This window comes from Paraburkholderia sp. Cpub6, assembly GCF_014201065.1.
GTDB lineage: Bacteria > Pseudomonadota > Gammaproteobacteria > Burkholderiales > Burkholderiaceae > Paraburkholderia > Paraburkholderia tuberum.
The window spans coordinates 309,110-324,644 of the sequence record NZ_JACHDM010000001.1; the positions used below are offsets into that span (position 1 = coordinate 309,110).

A 15,535-nucleotide genomic window follows, 5' to 3' on the forward strand; every position below is an offset into this window, starting at 1 on the left:
GTCAGATTCTCGCGCTGTCGAGCGCTTCGACGAGGGTCCAGTAAGGCGTGATCGAGCGTAAGCGGATCGGGTAGGTCCGCTGCAGCAGCGCGAGCGTCGCGTCGGTATCGGTGAGCTGATAGATGCCCGACACGTGCAGATCGGCGACGTCGTCGGCATAGCGCAATACGCCGGCGTGATAGCGCGCGAGTTCGTCGACGAGATCCGCGATACGCATGTTGTTCGCGTAGAGCAGGCCACGCGTCCACATCGCCTCGCGCGGGTCGAGCGCTTGCGGCGCCGCGACGCCGAAGCGTGTCAGCGTGCACCGTTGGCCTTGCGTCAGCACCAGCGCCGCGCCCGATGCCGGCCTCACCAACGCGTCGCCGCGAAACGCGGCCACGCGTGTGAAACCATCCCCTTGCCTCACGCTGAACTGCGCGCCGCGCGCTTCGACGACGCCTTCGGCTGTCTGCACGAGCAAAGGCGCATGAGTCGTTCGGGCGCCCGGTGCGCCGCCAACATCGATCACGGGCCGCACCATGATTTCCCCTCCGAGCAGTTCGACGCGCCGAACGTTCGCCTCGAACGCGGCGTTGATCGCGCTCGCGCTGCCCAGCGTGATCTGAGTGCCGTCCGCCAGCAGCTCGTCGTCCAGTTCGCCAGTCGCGGTGTGGAATTCGGCGCTCCACATCTGCCACGGCAAGCGACTCGCGAGCCAGCCCGCGGGCGCGGCGATCGCAAGCCCCCAGAGCGTTTTCAGCGCGCGCCGCCGTCCCTGCGACACGCCGGCAGCATCCGCGTCTTCGCGTAGCGCGGGGCCGACGTCCGCAGGCACGGCGCCGGTTTCGCGCCGTAATTGCTGCGCTCGCCGAAGCATTTGGTTAAAGATGCGGTACTCCGGACGCATTTGACAAATGTGATTTAAATTGAATTTAGTAGATCAGGATTTAACGATTTATATCTGTTAATAATGATTTGCGGCGCATATTCGGATCGAGTTCACATCGAAATGACTGAATACCTTATTCCAAGGGAATCGTGGGCCCCGGTTGCGTGAGAGCATGCAGACCCATTGTCATCGATACAAAAAATTTAGGCTATGTGTGGATCTTTTCTTTTCGTGAATTCTTAACCAGAAATGCGACTAATTGCGCTGCAATAGAACGTGACATTTTTGTCACGAATTACAGCGTGCCGGGTTTAGCCGACGGGCGTGTAAATCTGATGAAACTCTTCGCATGCGCACGGCGCTGACGACGGTCTGCGCGCAGCCGGCCACTCATGGACCCCGGTAAAACTCCGTGCGCTGCCGCACCTTCGATGCAGACGAAAAAACGACAGGCGTATCAAAGGCTTGCGGATTTTTCCGGGAAGTTATGCACAGATTTGCCAACAAAAACTGTGGGTAACTTCGAGCGTGTCGTCGCGCGTCGAAGCGCCGTTAGTCTTCGAGCGCCCACGCGCGCTTGCGGCGCAGCAGCGCCGAGCCGATCGATACCGCCGCGCCGATGCCGCCCATCGTCAGCGACAGCGCGACGATCAGTGGGCCGGTTTGGGTGCTCGCCGAGACCACGCCGACGAGCAGGCCGGCTAGCGGCTGCGTCAGGTTGTTCAGCAGAATCGCGACGCCGATGGTCTTGCCGTAGTCCTCGGGCGGGATGATCTGCAAACGCGCGCTGCGGATGTAGACGTTGAACATCTTGTCGAAGCCGACGATCAGCAGGAAGCCGAGCGCATAGCCCCACGGCGACGCGCTCGCGCCTGCGATCACGCCGCCCGCGCAGATCGTCACGAATGCGACGAGACCGAGCACGCGCGCCGGCCATCCGGCGCGCGCAACCGTCAGCAGCACCAGCACCGTGGCGATCGCGCCGGCCGTTTGCAGACCGGCGTAGTAGCGGCTCGATTGCGCATGCAAACCCGTCACCATCGCCGCCGACGTCGCAAGCGTGACACCGATGACGAGGTTCTCCGCGGCCGCGAGCATGATGACCTTCTTCAGGCCCGGCAGCGTCCACACGTGATCGAGCGCGATGCGCAGCGGCGTGGTCCAATGGGCGGCGGGCGTGAGCGATCGAGCGGACACAGGCGAAGGCGCGCGAAAACCGCTCAGTCGCTGCCAGACGAACAGTGCGGCGTCGGCGCACAGAAACAGCACACCGGTCGCGGCGACCACCCATTCCCAATGCCACACACCGAGCAGCAACGCGGCGAGCATCGGCCCAAGCACGAAGCCGAGCTGATCGGCCAGTTGCGAATACGCGAGCACCTTCTGGATCTGCTGCGTGCTGAAGATCTGCGGCAGCATCACCTCGCGCGCGACGAGCCCTTGGCTCGTCAGCACGCCGCACGCGGCCGACAGCGCGATCAGCCAGCCGATCCCGCCGAACAGCGCATATGCGGCGATACCGCCGAAGCATGCGAGCGCACGCACCGCCTGGCTCAGCCGCATCAGGCGCAGCGGTGGAAAGCGGTCGCAGAGCGCGCCGAAGAACGGGAACACGAGGTAGCGCGGCAGCGTTTCGATGAAAAACGCGAGCCCCGACCACGAGACCTGGCGCGTCGTTTGAAACACCACGAGCGGCACCAGGAAGAGCAGGATCTGATCGGCGAGACGCGCGATGAACAGTGAGCAGAAGAAGGCCTGATGGTTGACGCGCACCGTGGTTGTCTCGCCGTGTTGGGGTCGAGACCGATCCTATCAAAAGATCGCGCGGGCGAGGCGGGGCGCCCGCTGGCCGCCGTCCTATTCGCCGCGATACGCCAGTTCGAGCGGCGCGATATCGAGCTTGACCATCTTCATCATCTGCGCCATCACGCGGCTTGCCTTTGCGCGATCCGGGTCGCGCAGCATCTGCAGCAGCACGTTGGGCGCGATCTGCCACGACACGCCGAAGCGGTCACGCAGCCAGCCGCAGGCCCACGGCTCGCCGCCGCCGTCGAGCAGCTTCGACCAGTAGCGATCGATTTCCTCCTGCGAGTCGCAGTGCACGAACAGCGAGATGGCCGGCGTGAATTTGTATTGCGGGCCACCGTTCAGCGCCATGAACTCCTGGCCTTCGATTTCGAAGGTGACGGCGACGACCTTGCCGGCCGGTCCTGGGCCGGCGTCCGTGGCGTGCAGCGTGGTGGCGATGCGCGACGCCGAAAACACCGACGTGTAGAACTCCACGGCTTCTTCCGCGTTGCCGTCGAACCACAGGCACGGCGCGATTTTCTGCATGACGTTGCTCCTTCGGAATTGGTGTCGGTGGGCGTGGGCGTGCGATTGCCCGACGCCCATCGGCCGCTCACTTCTTCTCTTGGGACGAACAGTCCATCGCGGCCATTGCCTGCTGGATTTCCTCGGCGCTCAGGTCGCGCTTGTGCGTCGCGAGCGACCAGCTGTGGCCGAACGGGTCCTTGACCTGGCCGTAGCGGTCGCCCCAGAACATGTCGGTGACGGGCATCGTGACGGTCGCGCCCGCGTCGACCGCCTGTTTGAAACTCGCATCGACGTCTGGTACGTAGTGGTGAATCGTGACCGGCGTGCCCTTCAGCGTGTTCGGGCCGAAGGTCTGGTGCTCGGGCCATTCGTCGGTCAGCATTAGCATGGAGTCCCCGATTTTCAGGGTCGCGTGCATCACCTTGCCGTCGGGGCCCGGCAGACGGATCTGTTCGACGGCATTGAAGGCTTTCGTGTAGAACGCGATCGCTTCGGCGGCGTTCTTGCAGATCAGGTACGGCGTGAGCGAGTGCATCCCGTCCGGGATCGGTTTGGCTGCGGCGCTGGACATGACGGTGACTCCTTGAAGTAACGGTTCCTCAGGGGAAAGACCGGCTGCATGAGCTGGGTCTTCAACGTTACGACGAGTTGGTCACCGTCGGATCGACACTCCGAAAAAAATATTTTCAGGCGCGGGGGAGGGCGGCCGGCCATTTATCCCGCCGGATTGTCCTCGTCCGCCGGCGGTGCCGTGCTGCCCGCCGGCGCGCCGAGGATGCTGATCTGGAACGTGGGCGTCGCGGCGAGCGACTGCAGCGTCGCGTCCTCGGGGATGCGCTCGTCGAGCGGCAGGATCACCGAGCCGCCGATGACCGCGCGCCGGCTGTTGTCGGCCGGGCGCAGGCCCCACACGTCCTGATAGACGACGGGGACCGTGGCGCCGTTGCGCGTCGTGTTGCCGAGGTACAGCATCACGTGGCCGCCGATGTAGATCAGCGTGCGCAGCGGCACGCCATGCCGCGCCAGATAGTCGAGCCGTTCGGCGGGTGTCGACTCCGACAGATCGACCATGCGGCCGGCGCTCATCTGCGTCGACGAATGGCGCGGCAGCCACACGCCGAACGCGGCGAAGATGCTTTGCAGTTCCGACGAACAGTCGTTGTAGAGGCCGCTATTGCCCCAGCCGTACGGCCGGCCGATCAGCGCCTTCAACAGCGTCGCGAGATGGCGCGGCGTCGCGGCGAGCGGCATCGGCGTGATCTGCGTGGCGTCGAGCGACGCGGTGCGGATCAGCGCGCGGCCGTCGACGTCGCGTGCGGGAACGAGGAGCTGGAGTGTGCCTGGATTGGTGCTGGTCGCGGCTGGCGATGCCGAGGCACCCGCCACCAGCGGCAGCATCGTCCCGGCCGGGGCAGCGAAGCGGAACACGCCGTGGCTGTCGTTGACCGCCGCCGACGCGACGATCACCGCGCCTAGCGACTTCCCGGCCGCCGCGCGCCATTGATCGATGAAACCATCGTCGGCGAACGCGACGCCGTCGCTGCGCACCCAGCCCTGCACGTCGGGCGTCTGCACGTAATGCCACGCGCCGTCGACGCTGCTGCCGAGCACATAGAGCGGCGTGCCGGGTCGCACCGCCGAGATCTGCAGGTTGTCGAACGGATAACCCTCGCCGGCCAGGCGATGGTCGTAGAACGACGGATCAGTGGTAGGCAACTCGCGCACCATCAGGTTGCCGGTCGCGATCGCGCGCCGCTCGGGCTGATAGACCGGCGTTTGCGTGAACTGCGCGACGTTGATGTTGCGCGCGATCGCGTCGATCCATGCCTTGTCGTGCGGCCGGAAGTTTTCGCCGTAACCGATGACGCCGCCACGCTTGCCGGTGTTGTCGAACCTGTCGATGCGGCGCTGTTGCAGTGCGGCAATGTCCTCGCCCTGCTCCCGAAACACGCGTGTCGTCACCCAGGCGGGATTCCACGGCGACGGCGCGTTCTCGCCCGTGCCGAAGTAGCGCGCGAACAGCGCGTCGAAATGTGCGCGCTGCTCGGCGGCGCTGAGAAACGGCCGATCGTAGTCGGGGCTGTTCGGATCGAGCCAGTGATCGACGTTCTGGTCGTAATGGGCGAGCGAAAACAGCGTGACGTTGTCGACGAACGCGTGCGTGCCGCGCGGCGGCGTTGGCGTGCTGCACGCGGCGAGCGTCGCGACGGCGACGCACAGCACGACGGCGCGGCAGGCACGGCGGGAGAGAACGGCGACGGGCATAAAGATTCGGCGTATGAGGTGCACGGCCAAGATGATACGGTGTCGGCGATGCGCACGGCGCATCGGATGTTGGGCGGGGGCGCGCGCGGCTTCGACTACACTCGCTTTATCCGTCCACCCGCGCGTCGCCACGCGCGACAATCGCCAGGGAGTCCGCCATGAAAACCAGCGCACGCAATCAGTTCAGCGGCGAAGTCACCGACCTCAAGCACGGTGCCGTCAACGACGAAGTCACGCTGCGCACGCCGGACGGTCTCGAGGTCGTCGCGATCATCACGCACGGCAGCGCGAAGTCGCTCGGGCTGGCGACCGGCAAGCAGGCGTTTGCGCTCGTGAAGGCATCGTCGGTGATCGTAATGGTCGATGTCGCGAGGCAGCAGGTGTCGGCGCGCAACTGCATCGAAGGGACCGTCGCGGCGGTGACGACGGGCGCCGTCAATTCGGAAGTGACGATCAGTGCCGGCAGCGCGCAGATCGCGGCGATCATCACCAACGACAGCGTCGAGCGCCTCGGCCTCGCGAGCGGCAAGGCGGCCACGGCGGTATTCAAGGCGTCGAGCGTGATTATTGGGGTCGATCAGTAAAAGGCCCGGGCCTCTGGGACGGGTACTCAACGAGCTCTCACTGATCGCGGATGGCGCGAACGATGATCCCGTCCCATCCAAAAACAATCCTGTGAGCGTCCATCCGGAAGATCGCAAAACAATTGTCGCTATCTACGACAACGGTTGTAGCGGGCAACCCGGTTTCATTCACGCGAAGGTCGAACTGTTTCTTCAACGCCGAAAGCGTGTCAATTCGCTTGACGGTAAAACCTGTGTTGGGCTTGCACGTTTCACTGTCGAAGCTCATGGATTGAGGCGTAATTGTCATCGTCATGCCGAGAATCCGTTTTGCTTCGGGGATGCCACCAGAAATATCGGCATAGTCAACTACATCGGTCACGACCCAATTGCCGATGAAATCATTAATCGTAGCGTGTGGTGGTGTTTGTGCCGCGCACACGCTTGCCGAGGCGGTCAGCGTGAGAGCCACATACGAAAAAAGCTTGTGGCCTGTCATTGTGCTGACTGCCGGAAGGGCGCGGATTCTCGTTGACGGCGGCTCATTAGTCCCCGGCTTATCTTCGCGGGACCCATCTTTCGGCCATTGCGATCACGCGGGGTAATCATCACATTAAGCATCATTTTTTCTGCTACCGCCGTCATGTCTCCGGTATTTGCGGGACCTAACGCGTCACGTGTGTTCTGGCGTGACGAGTTATAAGCAAAAGACACGGCAGCATCGAACTGTGCCTGAGTCAATTCGTGCTGCGTGACCACAGCTTTAACTGCTGCCTCAGCGTCACGAATCCGATTTTGCAGGACAGCGTTTGCCTGTTCGGGAACAACCGTTCGCGCCAGTTCTTCCGCTGTACACGGACCGAAGTGGGCTAATGTGCCGATGCCCCAGGTGCAATTACCATTCTTTGGCGCATCGTTGTAGTAGTGCATAACGACACCTTCATTTAGACGAAGAGCGGTATAGCCTGCTTCACTCATGGATTTATCTGAATTTGCGTTTGGCATCGATATATCTTAAAAAACAAATCGAATGGAGTGGGTAATATAGCAAAAATAGAGTCGATAGAGACCCGTTCGATTTAAACTAATGCGAAATGAATATTGATTATATTAAGATAGAAACGAAGAAGGGATAGTCGAGAACCGAGGGGGACGTCGAGCGTAGACGCGCGGCGCGTGTCACAGCGTTCGACACCCGCGCGCGGGGATTGCGCTTGCTTTACACTTCACCCCTTACCGCTTTCCATCCCGCTCTGATCACGGACGCCGTCATGTTCGAAGTTTCCTCCACCTCGCATCTGCCCAAAGCCGCGCAATATGAAGAACTGGTCGCGCAGGCGCGCGCGCTGCTGGCCGACGAAACGGACTGGATCGCCAACGCCGCGAATTTCTCGTCGTTCGTCTTTCATTCGTTGAGCGATCTGAACTGGGCCGGCTTTTACTTTCACGACGGCAGCGAACTGGTGGTCGGCCCGTTCCAGGGCAAGCCCGCGTGCGTGCGCATTGCGCTGGGCAAGGGCGTCTGCGGTACGGCCGCGCAAACCCGTCAGACCCAGGTTGTGCGCGACGTGCACGAGTTTCCCGGCCATATCGCATGCGATTCGGCGTCGCAATCGGAAATCGTCGTGCCGCTCGTCGCGCCCGACGGCACGCTGATCGGCGTGTGGGATGTCGATAGCCCGGTCGTCGCGCGCTTCGACGAGGAGGACGCGAAGGGCATGGAAGCGTTGTGCGCGGTGTTCATCGAGGCAGCGCTGCCGCGCGGCGTGTAGCGTCGCCGAATCGCGCCGAGCGCGGCGCGTAGCACTGAGGTGCAGACCGTGTACCTCAATCTTTGAGACGCTCTAGCGCATCACCGCGATGCACCGCGTGTTTGGCGCTTTTTCTCGCTTGTCACTTCGTAGTGCGGGTCCGATTTCGATGCGGCGACGGCAACATCGTGTTCGTGCCGAACAGCCAGATCTGGAGCAATCCGGTGATCAACGACAACTGTGGCGGCACACAGCGCATCGAGGTCGAGGTGGAACTCGCGCAGCGCAAGGACGTGGATGCGGCGATCGGGCAACTGCAGAAACTCGCGGCCGACGAGCCGCGCGTGCTGAGCGGTTCGACGCTTGCACCGGTGGTGTCGGTTGCGGATTATCCGGCGGATGGCGGCGCGACGTTGAGAATCGCCGCGTGGGTCAGGTCGATGCCCTCGTGCGGCTTGCCCGGCATTGCGCCGTCGCGATCGACCATCTGATACACCTGACACAGCACGTTAAGGAGGAACACGAACACCGCGTCGTCCTGCGTGCAGTCGAGCTTGTATGCCGCCTTGACCCACCGGCCCATCCGATCGGGCGAATTCCACGGCTGCACGAAGTAGCGCGCGGCCGCGTCGCCCCGGTCCTGAAGCATATCGGCCAGCTCGCGCAGCTCTTCGGTGTCGGCTATCTGCGCGCGGCGAGCGTCTGCATGCCCTTTGAGCGCGCTTGCTCGGCGCGTAATGCAGCCTGCGAGCATTGCGCAGCAACCCGTCAACCGTTTCAGCAGTGTCCAGTTGCGGCCTGTCGAGCGGTTGGTCCATCATTTCCAGACATCGTTGACTATCGCCGGCGGCTTCGTATGTACTTTCCAGGGCTATTTGCGGCGCAGTTCAAGTCAGCGACGGATGATCCATTCGGGCCCCTCGGAAAGCCCTGGTTATTTACCCGCTGACGTGACAAAAATCAGGCTACGGGCAGACCGTAGGTTGGTCACAACGGGGGGATAATATGGCGCAAAGTCAGAGCGTAGTGCTGCATCCTTGCGTGAGAAAACCCGTGTCTACTACTATGACTCGACGCGAAAAGGCCAAGTCCAGATCGTTCGCGAGCTTGCTTTGCATGCTCAGCGTAGCGCTCGTCTCGACAAGTTGCGATAAGGACTCTACACCGCAAGAAAAGTTACAGCAGGCTGAAGCGGCAACTGGCTCCGACGCGTCGATTACCGCCGCTTTTTTGGTGACGGCAGCGAGGCAGTGCAGCATCATCGGAGTAAATGACATAGACGCCTGTTCTAAGGTCAACGGATCGCTGTTAGACGAGCAGACAGCGAAGACGGCAGCGCAATTGGCAGTCGATCAGAGGACAGGGTACTGGGCAAGTTGCCTCAGATCCTTCTCGCAAGAGTACTGCGCTCGACTGCTTCAACGCGCTATCGCCATTGAACTTAGAAAGCCAGCGGCTGAATCGGATTAGCGGCTAAGAAGCGGCGCGGAAGCAGCCTGTCGTCCCGTCGTCTTTGGTCAAAATGCTGGCTCAAACTGTATCTTATGCAGGCATACTCCGCACGCCTGCCCCCCATTTGACCGCGCGGCCGCACGATGGCTAGTGCAGCGCCGCCTGAAGCAGTCTCCCGAGTAAGTCGCCGCTCTTGCCGGCGGCGACGAATAGCGGGACGGAGACGGCGACCGAAGTGACGAACGTTTTGACGCTGGCCGGTATAGACGAGACCAGTCGTTCTATCCTGCCACGGCGCGCGCGGCGCCTTTCGGCCGCTGCAAGCTGTTCGTCCAGACGGGCATCCAGCAATCTCAGGGTCTTGAGAGCTACCGCTTCTCCGAGGCGTGACACTTCATGGTCTGTGCTGTTCATGGTGGGGCAGCAAAATAGCCAATGACACTGACACGGTCTCACGCTACGGCTCCGATCTGTCTATCCCCCAAAAGACGAATAGCGTCCCCCAAAAGACGAATTCGGGTTCGCGGGAGCCCACGATGAAATGGCAGAAAGGCCGATGACGCGCGTCCAGAGCGAAGCCCTGCCGCCTAGTGCGGCTGTGACGGCTGCGCAGCTATTCGTCTGTTCGGGGATGCTTTTCGTCTTTTGGGGGATTCCGCGCGTCGGTCGCCAGAAAGATGAATGGCCGTGGCGGAAAATTTCAGGAAGTCGGTCTTCGCGTTGAACGGCCGCACTGATGACGGACACTGTTCGCTATTTTGCGACCCTGTTCGAGGACAGTGGCCAAAAATTGGAGCACTTAGGTGTCGCCAATTGCGACTACTGAAGCCCCTTGAAGTCGGCCAATCGAGCGTTCGGCCGACGGCGCATCACAGTGGCGGCGGATTCGTTGCAACCTAAGCCGAACTCTAGATCGACAATCTCAGCATTGCCCTTGTGAACGACATGGCGTTCAAATCATGACGATGCCTCGACGCTGTCGAACTTGTAGTCGCCCTTCTTGACCTTCTTCTGAGCCTTGGCGAAGTGGCGCTCAGGGATGGTGGGGTTCGCTGAACGCGCGTCGTCCATCCGCTGCATGAGCGCCTTGAACTCTTCCTCGAGCTCTTCCGTCGTTCGCGTTGCGCCGATCAACGATGCCTGACGGAATCCGTCCTGCAGGGTCTTGAATCGGTTTGCGCTGTCCGCGATGGACTTTAGGCTCACGTCGAGGTCGAGCGCCTTGAAAATTGCCGGGAACAGACCTGCAATCAACGCTGCGATGGCGATGGGCCAGTCGAAATACGGATCACGCACGAAAATGCGTGCGCTGGCAAACGAACTGCAAACGATAGGGACGACGATGAAGGCCACGCGAAAGACGCGGACCTCCTTTTGCCAACTGAACAGCGCCGTCGATGTGTAAAGGCAGGATTCCTCCTGCCGCTTGGATTCGTTAACGATTTGCTGTGCGCGCTGATCCATCAGACCCACTTCGGAATATCGGTGCCATAGATTTTCTGCCACTCGTCGCCGGCATTCGCCATGTCGTTGGCTCGCTCGTAGTCGCACGCCTTTGCTGCCCGTGCGTAGGCCGATTCGGCTCGAGACTTCCAGTCGTCGCCGAGCCACAGAAGATTGTACGTCCCGGGCGCCCACAGGTACGTGTTTGCCTTGGTGATCATCCACTTGAAAAAGTCGCGACTGATCCAGTCATAGTAGAAGTAGTCGCTGTGGCGCCAGTCGCACTGATCCAGAAACTCGATGGCTAGCAGTTCGAGGTAGAACGACTTTATCGGCACCGAACAACACGACTGCCACGCCTTGAGCATGCGAATCAGCCGGCGAACATTGTTCGAATTGCGCGCATCGGCAGAGTCGATCGCATCGATTTCGTGCACCGGCATCGTCTTCTTGTACGAGCCACCGTTGTTCGTGTCGCAGACATAGTAGGAGCGCTCTTCTTCGTTGTACAGGAACGCGGGAACGATTTCGACGTTGTAGCTCGTGAAGCCCGCGAGCACCACTGGCCCGTCTCCCTTTATAGCGCTCGACGGATTCGAAGCGACCAGTTTCGACCTCACCTCTTGCAAGAGCGCCGATTGCTTGTTCGCGCCGGCGGCGTACGCTTCGAACCGGTAATAGACCTCGATCGGTAGGACGAAGTACAGATCGACGTCACGCGGGGGACGAACCCGCGTGCGCTTCGCCCATGAGCCGATTAGAAACGCGTGATCGAGCGCCGAATTGTTCCCGTAGTACGCCGAGTTCAAACACGACACAACGCCGTGAACCTTTGTCCAGCCGTCCGCGTCCTGCGACGCGGTCAACTCCAGATTGTCGAGAAAGGTTTTGAAGCGCTCCGTGACGTGAATCCACTTCGGTCCTTCGTCCGCTGGCGCGGCTGCCGCGGCGAGCCCCGTTAAACCTATTCCTAGCGACGCAGACGAAGAGCCGAGCAGTGTCGCAATTGTCGAAAGGCCGAGTCCTTCCTGCCTTTGAGGCAACCCAAGGGCGTCCGCCAGAGAAAATGGGTCGTTAGGTGGAAGTTGGCTCACGATATCTCCACAGAGCGCAATGTACGCTGGTCCGGTTCAATACACTATCGTGCAGTTGCAAAAAAGTCTACAGGCCTTCCGGTTCGATAGCTAGAACGTATGGCGGGCAAATCGGTTTTTTGCGGGGGGTACCATGAAAATGCGGCGTGTGACATTTTTGGTCGCTCAAAGGGCGAACGGTCGAAGCTTTGAACTGCCAGAAGTTGGAGTTTTCGTTGGGCGATGCCTGTGTGCAAGTACAGGCGTGACGTTGGTATCCGCCCTTTGAGCGATCCCACTGGTGGCGGACGATGTTCGCATTTGGGCGACCTGGTTCGGCGATATTTGGCGCAAACTCCAGCGCTCAGCCGTGCCGAGTGTGGCTACTGAGCAGTTCGTAGTCAGCAAGTCGCGCGTCCGGCCAACGGCGCTTCACGATGGTGGCGGCTTCGCTGCGACCGGTGCAGAAGTCCAGATCAACAATCTCGGCTGTGCCGTTCTGGTCGATGAGGCATCTCGCAGGGCGGAGCCGCGCAGCTGCAAGGCGCGGAGGGCCGCCTTTCGCGTTGCGGCCGCGTCTGAGTTCGAGCTGCCGGTTGTAGCAGCCGATACACAATTCCATTCGCACAAGTCTCAAGGAGGCGATGCCGCAGCGCACGCAGGGGCGCGCGGGATGCACTTGCTGGCAGGCTTGTCCACGTTCATCGATCGCTGACGCTTGGCGACCGCACGCCTGAGAGTGGCGCTCCCCGAGTGGGCAGGCGCGGCACGACAAGAACTTTCCCGTCTGTTGATTCCGCGCGCAGGCTGCTGGCGACAGGTCGGCTAGCAGTGGCTCGCAGCGGAAAGTGCGAAGGCCGGGATACTCGGGGTGCTCGCGGTATTCGATCTGCATCTGTCGCCGGGGGACGAGTTTCGATGCTGGATCGTCGGCTCACGACTTGTCGGAGCGGACAAGCAAGCGACAAGTGCGACAAGTTTGGGGAGCGGCGTCAAACCGTTGTCCGGTGAGCGTCCATGGGCAGCGGGCGGAGAAGTGGCAGGAGAGCGCGCTAGCGCGAAGTTGTCGAATGATTTACAAAAAAAGAGTCAAGCGGCGCCTAACTGCAACCGCTTGGTGTTTTCCTACCAACGGCCGCGCGGGGACTCGGTCAACTCGATCTCGACTTCATCGATTTCAAGAAGGGTGACCTCCTTGACCTTCCGGGTTTTCTCGTCCAACCGCACCTTCGCTGTCCCAGACACTACCGCGTCGTCGGAAATCCAGTCCTCGTACGTGCTATAGCTCGACCGGTCCTCGTCGTCCCAATCTCTCCACCGAAGAGTATGCTCGGAACTAATTCCGACTTCAAACGTTAGCGTGCACGACTGGTCGCCAATGGCTACGACGCTTACGTCGTCGATCGACACATCTTTGATACGGCTTCTCTCGACCTCGTATTTGTCGTCATAGTGATAGAACCTCAGGTCTTCGGCCGCAGCCCATGCTCCCGCCGCAATATCGTCCAGGTCTTCTTCGATTGCAGTTCGCAGTGCGGCCACCTTCGCGGGGTCCGCAAGTAGTAGCTCAGTTAAGCGCGGCAAGGATGGGAAGTACATCAACGAGGTGAAGCGCTCGCATGCTTGCTTGAAATCGCCGTCATCCGACACTACGGCGATATGCACGCCTGTTTTCCGTGCGTAGGCGTCAAGAATCGCGACCGCGAACGCGTCGGGGAACTCCTTTCTTTTTTTCCCGATTCCGAAGGGCGGCGTGGAGGCGTCATACCAGTTCATGACAGTCCGCACATCGAGTCCTTCGTAGCCGAGCCGCACCACGTCGAATTTTCGCAGGAACTCTTGCCACTCATTCAGTGCGATGCGCCTCACGTTCCAAGTCTCAAAGTGGTTCCCGACGTCTTTCGGGAAGTGCTCCCACTTTGACAGGAAGGGTGCCTTCCGCCGCGCGTCGTTCAGCGCGTCCAACGCCTCTTTGGAGCGAGTATCGATTTGACGCTTAACCTCCCGTTCGGTCGGATCAGGGAGGAGCAGCTTGAGCTTTGCCTGCTGGACTACCGGAATAAACGTGCTGATCGCGGTTGATGAGAAGTTGTATTGCTGGCCGGCGAAGACGTTGGTGTCGAGGAATATTGCGGCGGGAATAGACATTTGACTTGTGCGTATTCAATGTCGTCGGCTGTGCTTGTTCGCGAAACGGAGGGGAACTGGCTGACTTTTCTTCCGCGAGCATCCCACTGCGTCGCAATTTAGTAGCTAGGTTAGTAGCTAGAAAAGTTTCAGGCGTCACATTCTTGACGAAAGCCACGCCAGTTGGCCGCTCACGTCGCTACATCAACACAATGTCGTACTGCTCCTGACTCAAATTCGACTCCACCTGCAACGACACCGGCTTGCCGATGAAATCGATCAGCATTGCCAGATGCTGCGACTCTTCCTCGAGAAACAGATCGATCACCTGCTGCGAAGCGACCACGCGAAACTCGCGGGGATTGAACTGCCGCGACTCGCGCAAAATCTCCCGCAACACGTCATAGCACACCGTGCGCGCAGTCTTCACCTGCCCCTTGCCCTGGCAAATCGGGCAAGGCTCGCACAGCACATGCGCGAGCGACTCACGCGTACGCTTGCGCGTCATCTCGACGAGCCCGAGTTGCGAGAAACCATTGACGGTCACCCGCGTGCGATCGCGCGACAACGCCTTCTTCAATTCGCCCAGCACCTGGTCGCGATGCTCGACGTTTTCCATATCGATGAAATCGATGATGATCACGCCGCCAAGATTCCTTAGCCGCAGTTGCCGCGCGATGGTATGTGCGGCTTCGAGGTTGGTCTTGAAGATCGTGTCGTCGAAGTTGCGCGCGCCGACGTAGCCGCCGGTGTTCACATCGATCGTCGTCATCGCCTCGGTCTGGTCGATCACGAGGTAGCCGCCCGACTTCAGATCCACGCGACGCGATAGCGCGCGCTGAATCTCGGCCTCGATGTTGTACAGATCGAACAGCGGCCGCTCGCCGGTGTAGTGGTGCAGCTTCGACGATACCGCCGGTGTGAACTCGGCCGCGAAATCGGCGAGCATCTGATGCGTCTCGCGCGAATCGACCTGGATGCGCGATGTGTCATCGTTGACGAAATCGCGCAGCACGCGCTGCGCGAGATTCAGATCCTGGTAGAGCAGGCTGGTGGGCGGCATGCGCTGGGCCTGCGACAGAATCGTCGCCCACGTCTTGCGCAGATACGCGACGTCGGCCGCGAGCTCTTCGCTCGTCGCATCCTCGGCGATCGTGCGCACGATGTAGCCGCCTTTCTCGTCGGCGGGCAGCACGGCGGTCAGACGGGCACGCACGGCCTCGCGCTCGGCTTCGCTTTCGATTTTCTGCGAGATGCCGATGTGCGGCTCCTGCGGCAGATACACGAGCGTGCGCCCGGCGATGCTCACTTGCGTGGACAGCCGCGCGCCCTTGGTGCCGATCGGGTCCTTGACGACCTGCACCATCAGCGTCTGACCTTCGAAGACGATCTTTTCGATCGGCTGATGCGGTGTTTGATGTTGCGCTTCGCCGGCGATGCGCGGATGCCAGATGTCGGCGACATGAAGAAACGCGGCGCGTTCGAGGCCGATGTCGATGAACGCCGATTGCATGCCGGGCAGCACGCGCACGACCTTGCCGAGATAGACATTGCCGACGCGGCCGCGCGACAGCGTTCGTTCGACATGAAGTTCCTGGACGGCGCCCTGTTGAACGAGCGCGACGCGCGTTTCCTGCGGCGTGACATTGATCAGGATTTCTTCATTCATGGTGT

17 protein-coding genes are annotated in these 15,535 nt (G+C 60.9%); 3 read left to right on the top strand and 14 right to left on the bottom strand.

The window, feature by feature from the left end; all coding sequences use genetic code 11:
- Window position 1 precedes the first annotated feature (1 nt).
- From HDG33_RS01410 to HDG33_RS01430, 5 genes are all read right to left on the bottom strand, one after another.
- Window positions 2-817: a FecR domain-containing protein gene (locus HDG33_RS01410; protein ID WP_311548057.1), complete on the bottom strand. Its 816-nt coding sequence runs from the start codon at window positions 815-817 to the stop codon at window positions 2-4.
- Between the two features lie 606 nt (window positions 818-1,423).
- Complete coding sequence (locus tag HDG33_RS01415) at window positions 1,424-2,644, bottom strand: MFS transporter (protein ID WP_184021663.1); 1,221 nt, start codon at window positions 2,642-2,644, stop codon at window positions 1,424-1,426.
- Between the two features lie 84 nt (window positions 2,645-2,728).
- The gene (locus HDG33_RS01420) at window positions 2,729-3,205 is read right to left on the bottom strand and encodes a VOC family protein (RefSeq protein WP_184021666.1); all 477 of its coding nucleotides are present in this window, start codon (window positions 3,203-3,205) and stop codon (window positions 2,729-2,731) included.
- A gap of 67 nt (window positions 3,206-3,272) precedes the next feature.
- A complete protein-coding gene (locus HDG33_RS01425; protein WP_184009671.1) occupies window positions 3,273-3,758 on the bottom strand; it encodes a VOC family protein in 486 nt (161 codons plus the stop codon).
- Between the two features lie 143 nt (window positions 3,759-3,901).
- A complete protein-coding gene (locus HDG33_RS01430) occupies window positions 3,902-5,452 on the bottom strand; it encodes an SH3 domain-containing C40 family peptidase (protein ID WP_184021670.1) in 1,551 nt (516 codons plus the stop codon).
- A gap of 158 nt (window positions 5,453-5,610) precedes the next feature.
- On the opposite strand from HDG33_RS01430, the gene HDG33_RS01435 reads away from it, so the two are divergent.
- Entirely contained in the window at window positions 5,611-6,036 is a 426-nt protein-coding gene (locus tag HDG33_RS01435) for a molybdopterin-binding protein (protein ID WP_184021673.1), read from the top strand.
- A gap of 37 nt (window positions 6,037-6,073) precedes the next feature.
- Here HDG33_RS01435 and HDG33_RS01440 read toward each other — a convergent pair whose 3' ends face one another.
- Both HDG33_RS01440 and HDG33_RS01445 read right to left on the bottom strand, forming a co-directional pair.
- The gene (locus tag HDG33_RS01440) at window positions 6,074-6,514 is read right to left on the bottom strand and encodes a hypothetical protein (protein ID WP_090803691.1); all 441 of its coding nucleotides are present in this window, start codon (window positions 6,512-6,514) and stop codon (window positions 6,074-6,076) included.
- Entirely contained in the window at window positions 6,511-6,993 is a 483-nt protein-coding gene (locus HDG33_RS01445; protein ID WP_260330280.1) for a lysozyme, read from the bottom strand. The genes HDG33_RS01440 and HDG33_RS01445 overlap by 4 nt, the downstream gene beginning before the upstream one ends.
- Before the next feature lie 293 nt (window positions 6,994-7,286).
- Here HDG33_RS01445 and HDG33_RS01450 point away from each other — a divergent pair, with 293 nt between their 5' ends.
- Both HDG33_RS01450 and HDG33_RS01455 read left to right on the top strand, forming a co-directional pair.
- On the top strand, window positions 7,287-7,787 hold the full coding sequence (locus tag HDG33_RS01450) for a GAF domain-containing protein (protein WP_184021680.1): 501 nt from the start codon (window positions 7,287-7,289) through the stop codon (window positions 7,785-7,787).
- Between the two features lie 167 nt (window positions 7,788-7,954).
- Entirely contained in the window at window positions 7,955-8,257 is a 303-nt protein-coding gene (locus HDG33_RS01455; protein WP_409258947.1) for a hypothetical protein, read from the top strand.
- On the opposite strand, the gene HDG33_RS01460 is transcribed toward HDG33_RS01455, so the two are convergent.
- The 7 genes from HDG33_RS01460 to rng form a co-directional block, all read right to left on the bottom strand.
- Complete coding sequence (locus HDG33_RS01460) at window positions 8,155-8,415, bottom strand: hypothetical protein (protein WP_184022851.1); 261 nt, start codon at window positions 8,413-8,415, stop codon at window positions 8,155-8,157. The genes HDG33_RS01455 and HDG33_RS01460 overlap by 103 nt on opposite strands.
- 950 nt (window positions 8,416-9,365) lie before the next feature.
- Window positions 9,366-9,632 carry a hypothetical protein gene (locus HDG33_RS01465; RefSeq protein ID WP_184021682.1) on the bottom strand — a complete coding sequence of 89 codons (267 nt, stop codon included), beginning with the start codon at window positions 9,630-9,632 and terminating at the stop codon, window positions 9,366-9,368.
- Window positions 9,633-10,175: 543 nt separating this feature from the next.
- A complete protein-coding gene (locus HDG33_RS01470; protein WP_184021685.1) occupies window positions 10,176-10,682 on the bottom strand; it encodes a hypothetical protein in 507 nt (168 codons plus the stop codon).
- Window positions 10,682-11,755 (bottom strand): SMODS domain-containing nucleotidyltransferase, encoded by a 1,074-nt coding sequence (locus tag HDG33_RS01475; RefSeq protein WP_184021687.1) that lies wholly within the window; start codon window positions 11,753-11,755, stop codon window positions 10,682-10,684. The genes HDG33_RS01470 and HDG33_RS01475 overlap by 1 nt, the downstream gene beginning before the upstream one ends.
- Window positions 11,756-12,098: 343 nt before the next feature.
- Window positions 12,099-12,356: a hypothetical protein gene (locus HDG33_RS01480; RefSeq protein ID WP_184021690.1), complete on the bottom strand. Its 258-nt coding sequence runs from the start codon at window positions 12,354-12,356 to the stop codon at window positions 12,099-12,101.
- A gap of 503 nt (window positions 12,357-12,859) precedes the next feature.
- Entirely contained in the window at window positions 12,860-13,882 is a 1,023-nt protein-coding gene (locus HDG33_RS01485) for a PIN domain-containing protein (protein ID WP_184021705.1), read from the bottom strand.
- Window positions 13,883-14,060: 178 nt separating this feature from the next.
- Window positions 14,061-15,530, bottom strand: a complete 1,470-nt coding sequence (gene rng / locus HDG33_RS01490; protein ID WP_090803712.1) for a ribonuclease G — start codon at window positions 15,528-15,530, stop codon at window positions 14,061-14,063.
- Window positions 15,531-15,535 lie beyond the last annotated feature (5 nt).

Coding starts and splice junctions, on each gene's coding strand:
- HDG33_RS01430 (WP_184021670.1), bottom strand. CDS start 5,452: ATGCCCGTCGCCGTTCTCTCCCGCCGTGCCTGCCGCGCCGTCGTGCTG.
- HDG33_RS01435 (WP_184021673.1), top strand. CDS start 5,611: ATGAAAACCAGCGCACGCAATCAGTTCAGCGGCGAAGTCACCGACCTC.
- HDG33_RS01485 (WP_184021705.1), bottom strand. CDS start 13,882: ATGTCTATTCCCGCCGCAATATTCCTCGACACCAACGTCTTCGCCGGC.
- HDG33_RS01450 (WP_184021680.1), top strand. CDS start 7,287: ATGTTCGAAGTTTCCTCCACCTCGCATCTGCCCAAAGCCGCGCAATAT.
- HDG33_RS01460 (WP_184022851.1), bottom strand. CDS start 8,415: ATGCTTCAGGACCGGGGCGACGCGGCCGCGCGCTACTTCGTGCAGCCG.
- HDG33_RS01480 (WP_184021690.1), bottom strand. CDS start 12,356: ATGGAATTGTGTATCGGCTGCTACAACCGGCAGCTCGAACTCAGACGC.
- HDG33_RS01445 (WP_260330280.1), bottom strand. CDS start 6,993: ATGAGTGAAGCAGGCTATACCGCTCTTCGTCTAAATGAAGGTGTCGTT.
- HDG33_RS01425 (WP_184009671.1), bottom strand. CDS start 3,758: ATGTCCAGCGCCGCAGCCAAACCGATCCCGGACGGGATGCACTCGCTC.
- HDG33_RS01420 (WP_184021666.1), bottom strand. CDS start 3,205: ATGCAGAAAATCGCGCCGTGCCTGTGGTTCGACGGCAACGCGGAAGAA.
- rng (WP_090803712.1), bottom strand. CDS start 15,530: ATGAATGAAGAAATCCTGATCAATGTCACGCCGCAGGAAACGCGCGTC.
- HDG33_RS01470 (WP_184021685.1), bottom strand. CDS start 10,682: ATGGATCAGCGCGCACAGCAAATCGTTAACGAATCCAAGCGGCAGGAG.
- HDG33_RS01440 (WP_090803691.1), bottom strand. CDS start 6,514: ATGACAGGCCACAAGCTTTTTTCGTATGTGGCTCTCACGCTGACCGCC.
- HDG33_RS01465 (WP_184021682.1), bottom strand. CDS start 9,632: ATGAACAGCACAGACCATGAAGTGTCACGCCTCGGAGAAGCGGTAGCT.